This window comes from Stenotrophomonas sp. P5_A8 (assembly GCF_056400545.1).
On record NZ_JBFULB010000294.1, the window covers coordinates 1 to 4764 of the forward strand.

The 4764-nt window shown below is 61.6% G+C and carries 11 protein-coding genes; all 11 read left to right on the plus strand.

The window, feature by feature from the left end; genetic code table 11:
- Window positions 1-184, plus strand: a 184-nt coding sequence (rpsJ, locus tag AC1DQP_RS16550; RefSeq protein WP_478052032.1) for a 30S ribosomal protein S10, incomplete at its 5' end; no start/stop codon positions are given.
- A gap of 11 nt (window positions 185-195) precedes the next feature.
- Window positions 196-846 (plus strand): 50S ribosomal protein L3, encoded by a 651-nt coding sequence (gene rplC, locus AC1DQP_RS16555; RefSeq protein WP_256776217.1) that lies wholly within the window; start codon window positions 196-198, stop codon window positions 844-846.
- A gap of 12 nt (window positions 847-858) precedes the next feature.
- Window positions 859-1464 carry a 50S ribosomal protein L4 gene (rplD, locus tag AC1DQP_RS16560; RefSeq protein WP_128095571.1) on the plus strand — a complete coding sequence of 202 codons (606 nt, stop codon included), beginning with the start codon at window positions 859-861 and terminating at the stop codon, window positions 1462-1464.
- Window positions 1461-1760, plus strand: a complete 300-nt coding sequence (rplW, locus tag AC1DQP_RS16565; protein WP_256776218.1) for a 50S ribosomal protein L23 — start codon at window positions 1461-1463, stop codon at window positions 1758-1760. Before rplD ends, rplW begins: the two co-directional genes overlap by 4 nt.
- Window positions 1761-1770: 10 nt before the next feature.
- Window positions 1771-2598, plus strand: a complete 828-nt coding sequence (gene rplB, locus AC1DQP_RS16570) for a 50S ribosomal protein L2 (RefSeq protein WP_256776219.1) — start codon at window positions 1771-1773, stop codon at window positions 2596-2598.
- Between the two features lie 6 nt (window positions 2599-2604).
- Window positions 2605-2874, plus strand: coding sequence for a 30S ribosomal protein S19 (gene rpsS / locus AC1DQP_RS16575; RefSeq protein WP_017355409.1), 270 nt, complete (start codon window positions 2605-2607; stop codon window positions 2872-2874).
- 12 nt (window positions 2875-2886) lie between these two features.
- Window positions 2887-3222 carry a 50S ribosomal protein L22 gene (rplV, locus tag AC1DQP_RS16580; RefSeq protein ID WP_017355410.1) on the plus strand — a complete coding sequence of 112 codons (336 nt, stop codon included), beginning with the start codon at window positions 2887-2889 and terminating at the stop codon, window positions 3220-3222.
- Between the two features lie 17 nt (window positions 3223-3239).
- Window positions 3240-3971: a 30S ribosomal protein S3 gene (gene rpsC / locus AC1DQP_RS16585; RefSeq protein ID WP_042614225.1), complete on the plus strand. Its 732-nt coding sequence runs from the start codon at window positions 3240-3242 to the stop codon at window positions 3969-3971.
- Between the two features lie 5 nt (window positions 3972-3976).
- Window positions 3977-4390: a 50S ribosomal protein L16 gene (gene rplP / locus AC1DQP_RS16590; RefSeq protein WP_068849463.1), complete on the plus strand. Its 414-nt coding sequence runs from the start codon at window positions 3977-3979 to the stop codon at window positions 4388-4390.
- The gene (gene rpmC / locus AC1DQP_RS16595; RefSeq protein ID WP_017355413.1) at window positions 4390-4575 is read left to right on the plus strand and encodes a 50S ribosomal protein L29; all 186 of its coding nucleotides are present in this window, start codon (window positions 4390-4392) and stop codon (window positions 4573-4575) included. Before rplP ends, rpmC begins: the two co-directional genes overlap by 1 nt.
- Window positions 4576-4586: 11 nt before the next feature.
- Window positions 4587-4764, plus strand: a 178-nt coding sequence (gene rpsQ, locus AC1DQP_RS16600) for a 30S ribosomal protein S17 (RefSeq protein WP_478052033.1), incomplete at its 3' end; no start/stop codon positions are given.

Below are 4764 nucleotides of genomic sequence, written 5' to 3' on the forward strand. Positions count from 1 at the left end.
GACCAAGATCGAGCGTTACACCATTCTCGTTTCCCCGCACGTCGACAAAGACGCGCGTGACCAGTACGAGACCCGCACGCATAAGCGCGTGCTCGATATCGTTGACCCGAACGACAAGACCGTGGACGCGCTGATGAAGCTCGAACTGGCTGCCGGCGTCGACGTTCAGATCAAGCTGACCTGAGGACTACGACCATGACGAAGAAATATTCGTTGGGCTTCGTGGGCCGCAAGGCTGGCATGAGCCGCGTGTTCACCGAAGATGGCCAGGCCATCCCGGTAACCCTGATTGAAGCCACCCCGAACCGCATCGCGCAGATCAAGACCGTCGAAGCTGACGGCTACAGCGCCGTGCAGGTGACCGTCGGCGCGCGTCGCGCTGCCCTGGTCAACAAGCCCGAATCCGGTCACTTCGCCAAGGCGAAGGTCGAAGCCGGTCGTGGCCTGTGGGAATTCCGCGTTGAAGACGCGCAGCTCGGCGATTTCGCCGTCGGCGGCGAAGTCAAGGCGGACATCTTTGAAGTTGGCCAGAAGGTCGACGTCCAGGGTGTCACCAAGGGTAAGGGCTTCCAGGGCACCATCAAGCGCTACAACTTCCGTATGGGCGATGCAACCCACGGTAACTCGCTGTCGCATCGCGCGCCGGGTTCCTTGGGCCAGCGCCAGACCCCGGGTCGTGTTTTCCCGGGTAAGAAGATGTCCGGCCACATGGGTTCGGTGCAGCAGAGCACCCAGAACCTTGAAGTGGTGAAGGTCGATGTCGAACGTGGTCTGATCGCAATCCGTGGTGCCGTTCCGGGCGCAGCGGGTGGTGACGTGATCGTTCGTCCGGCTAGCAAGGCATAAGGAGAGATGACGATGGAACTCGTTATCACGGGTAGCAACAACAAGGTCTCGGTCTCCGATGCCGTGTTCGGTCGCGATTTCAGCGAAGATCTGGTTCACCAGGTCGTCGTTGCTTACCGCAACGCCGGTCGCGCCGGCACCAAGGCGCAGAAGACTCGCTCTGAAGTGGCTGGTACCACCAAGAAGTCGAAGAAGCAGAAGGGCGGCGGCGCGCGTCATGGCGCACTGACGGCTCCGATCTTCGTCGGCGGTGGTGTCACCTTCGCGGCCAAGCCGCGCAGCTTCGAGCAGAAGGTCAATCGCAAGCAGTACCGTGCAGCCATGTGCGCGATCCTGTCCGAGCTGAACCGTCAGGGCCGTTTGACGATCGTGGAGTCCTTCGATGTCGAAGCGACCAACACCAAGTCGTTGATCGCCAAGCTGGCCGGCCTGGAAGTGGGCAAGCGCCCGCTGATCGTCACCGAAGATGCCTCCGAGCACCTGTACCTGTCGGCGCGCAACATTCCCTACGTGGAAGTGCGTGACGTCCAGGGTCTGGACCCGGTGTCGCTGGTCGGTGCCGACACGGTCGTCATCACCGCTGACGCGGTCAAGAAGGTCGAGGAGTGGCTGGCATGAGCGCCAACGAGAAAGTCTTCAGCGTGCTGCGTGCTCCGCGAGTCTCCGAAAAGACCGCGCGCCTGCAGGAACATTCCAACCAGTATGTCTTTGAAGTGTCGAACGAAGCGACCAAGGCCGATGTAAAGGCCGCGGTAGAGCAGTTGTTCGCCGTCAAGGTCGAGTCGGTCAACGTGCTGAACGTGAAGGGCAAGAACAAGTCCTTCCGTAACCGCACCGGCCGTCGCGGCGATTGGCGCAAGGCATACGTGCGTCTCGCCGATGGCCAGTCCATCGATGTAACGGCCAAGGCCTGAGGTCCATCCCATGCCATTGATGAAATTCAAGCCCACTTCCCCCGGCCGCCGTTCGGCCGTGCGCGTGGTTACGCCCGATCTGCACAAGGGCGCACCGCACGCAGCGTTGCTGGAGCCGCAGAGTAAGTCCGGTGGTCGTAACCACCACGGCCGCATCACCACCCGTCACGTTGGTGGTGGTCACAAGCAGCACTACCGCGTCATCGACTTCAAGCGCAACAAGGAAGGCATTCCGGCGCGCGTGGAACGCATCGAATACGATCCGAACCGCACCGCCCATATCGCCCTGCTGTGCTACGTCGACGGCGAGCGCCGCTACATCATCGCACCGAAGGGCCTGAAGGCCGGTGACCAGGTGATCGCGGGCTCGGACGCGCCGATCAAGGCGGGCAACACCCTGCCGCTGCGCAACATCCCGGTCGGTACCACTGTCCACGGCATCGAACTGAAGCCGGGCAAGGGTGCCCAGATCGCCCGTGCCGCCGGCGCCGCCGTGCAGCTCGTCGCTCGTGAAGGCATCTACGCCACCCTGCGCCTGCGCTCGGGTGAAATGCGCAAGGTGCCGGTCGAGTGCCGCGCCACCATCGGTGAAGTCGGTAACGACGAACACAACCTGGAAAAGCTGGGCAAGGCTGGCGCCAAGCGCTGGCGCGGTGTTCGCCCGACCGTTCGTGGTGCTGCCATGAACCCGGTTGACCATCCGCACGGTGGTGGTGAGGCGAAGGCCGGCCAGGGTAATCCGCATCCGGTCACCCCGTGGGGTGTTCCGACCAAGGGTTACAAGACGCGCAAGAACAAGCGCACCCAGCAATTCATCGTCCGCGATCGTAGGGGCTAATCGACCATGGCACGTTCACTCAAGAAGGGCCCGTTCGTCGATCACCACCTCGTCAAGAAGGTGGAGGCCGCTGCGGGTAGCAAGAAGCCGATCAAGACCTGGTCGCGCCGTTCGATGATCCTGCCGGAAATGGTAGGCATCACCATCGCCGTTCATAACGGCAAGAACCACGTCCCGGTGCTCGTCAACGAGAACATGGTCGGCCACAAGCTCGGCGAATTTGCCATCACCCGGACCTTCAAGGGTCACGGTGGTGACAAGAAGTCGGGCAAGTAAGGAGAGATGACAATGGAAGCGAAAGCAATCCTGCGCTCCGCGCGCATCTCTGCGCAGAAAGCCCGCCTGGTCGCAGACCAGGTGCGTGGCCTGCCGGCCGAGCGTGCGGTCAACCTGCTGAAGTTTTCGGATAAGAAGGCTGCCCACCTGATCAAGAAGGTGGTGGAGTCGGCTATCGCAAATGCCGAAAACAACCAGGGCGCCGACGTCGACGAGCTGAAGGTTCAGACCATCATGGTAGATGAAGGTCCGACCCTGAAGCGTTTCATGGCGCGGGCGAAAGGCCGCGGCACCCGCATCCTCAAGCGCACCAGCCACATCACTGTGGTTGTGGGCGCCGGCAAGTAAGCGGAAAGGAAAACACCATGGGTCATAAAGTTCATCCGATTGGTATCCGCCTCGGCATTTCCAAGGACTGGAACTCCAAGTGGTACGCCAACAAGGCCGAGTTTGCTGGTTATCTGGCAGCCGACCTGAAGGTGCGGGAAATGCTGCGCAAGAAGCTTGCGCAGGCCGGCATCAGCAAGATCCTTATCGAGCGTCCGGCAAAGACCGCTCGCGTGACGATCCACACCGCCCGTCCGGGCGTGGTGATCGGCAAGCGCGGTGAGGACATCGAAAAGCTGCGCAAGGAAGTGAGCGAGATGATGGGCGTCCCGGCGCACATCAACGTCACCGAAGTGCGCAAGCCCGAGCTGGACGCGCAGCTGGTTGCCGAGTCGATCGCGCAGCAGCTGGAGCGTCGCATCATGTTCCGCCGTGCAATGAAGCGCTCGGTCGGCAACGCGATGCGCCTCGGTGCCCTGGGCATCAAGGTCAACGTCGGTGGCCGCTTGAACGGTGCAGAAATCGCCCGTTCGGAGTGGTACCGCGAAGGCCGCGTGCCGCTGCACACGCTGCGTGCCGACATCGACTATGGCTTCGCTGAAGCCAAGACGACCTACGGCATCATCGGCATCAAGGTCTGGATCTACAAGGGCGAGGTTTTCGATTTCTCCCAGGTTGGCCAGGAAAAGCAGGACGATTCCCCGCGCAACGATCGTAACGATCGCGGCGACCGTGGTGACCGTCAGCGCCCGGCCCGTGAAGCGAGGTAACGACAATGTTGCAACCCAAGCGAACCAAGTACCGCAAGGTACACAAGGGCCGTAACGATGGCCTGAGCTGGAGCGCCAATGCTGTCAGCTTCGGCGAGTACGGCCTGAAGGCAACCGCCCACGGTCAGCTGACCGCGCGTCAGATCGAAGCGGCCCGCCGCTCGATCAGCCGCTACGTCAAGCGCGGTGGCAAGATGTGGATCCGAGTGTTCCCCGACAAGCCGATCACCAAGAAGCCCATCGAAGTCCGAATGGGTTCTGGTAAGGGCAACGTGGAATACTGGGTCGCCCAGATCCAGCCCGGCCGCATGATCTATGAAATTGAAGGTGTGGGTGAAGACGTGGCTCGCGAGGCGTTCCGCCTGGCGGCCGCCAAGCTCTCCGTGACCACCACCTTCGTGACCCGGACGGTGATGTAATGGATATCAAACAACTTCGCGAAAAGTCGGCTGACGATCTGAAGGCCCACCTGACCGATCTGCGTAAGGAGCAGTTCTCGCTCCGCATGCAGCAGGTTACCGGCCAGCTGCCGAAGACTCACGAAACCCGCCGGGTCCGCCGCGAGATTGCTCGCGTCAAGACCCTGCTCGGCAGCACCAAGTAAGGATGGCCGCGATGAGCGACAATACTGAAAACAAGACGCTGCGCACGGTCGAAGGCCGTGTCGTCAGCAACAAGATGGACAAGACGGTCACCGTGTTGGTGGAACGCCTGGTCAAGCACGCCCTGTACGGCAAGTACATCAAGCGTTCGACCAAGCTCCACGCACACGACGCCGACAACGCCTGCAACG

Coding starts and splice junctions, on each gene's coding strand:
- rplC (WP_256776217.1), top strand. CDS start 196: ATGACGAAGAAATATTCGTTGGGCTTCGTGGGCCGCAAGGCTGGCATG.
- rplD (WP_128095571.1), top strand. CDS start 859: ATGGAACTCGTTATCACGGGTAGCAACAACAAGGTCTCGGTCTCCGAT.
- rplW (WP_256776218.1), top strand. CDS start 1,461: ATGAGCGCCAACGAGAAAGTCTTCAGCGTGCTGCGTGCTCCGCGAGTC.
- rplB (WP_256776219.1), top strand. CDS start 1,771: ATGCCATTGATGAAATTCAAGCCCACTTCCCCCGGCCGCCGTTCGGCC.
- rpsS (WP_017355409.1), top strand. CDS start 2,605: ATGGCACGTTCACTCAAGAAGGGCCCGTTCGTCGATCACCACCTCGTC.
- rplV (WP_017355410.1), top strand. CDS start 2,887: ATGGAAGCGAAAGCAATCCTGCGCTCCGCGCGCATCTCTGCGCAGAAA.
- rpsC (WP_042614225.1), top strand. CDS start 3,240: ATGGGTCATAAAGTTCATCCGATTGGTATCCGCCTCGGCATTTCCAAG.
- rplP (WP_068849463.1), top strand. CDS start 3,977: ATGTTGCAACCCAAGCGAACCAAGTACCGCAAGGTACACAAGGGCCGT.
- rpmC (WP_017355413.1), top strand. CDS start 4,390: ATGGATATCAAACAACTTCGCGAAAAGTCGGCTGACGATCTGAAGGCC.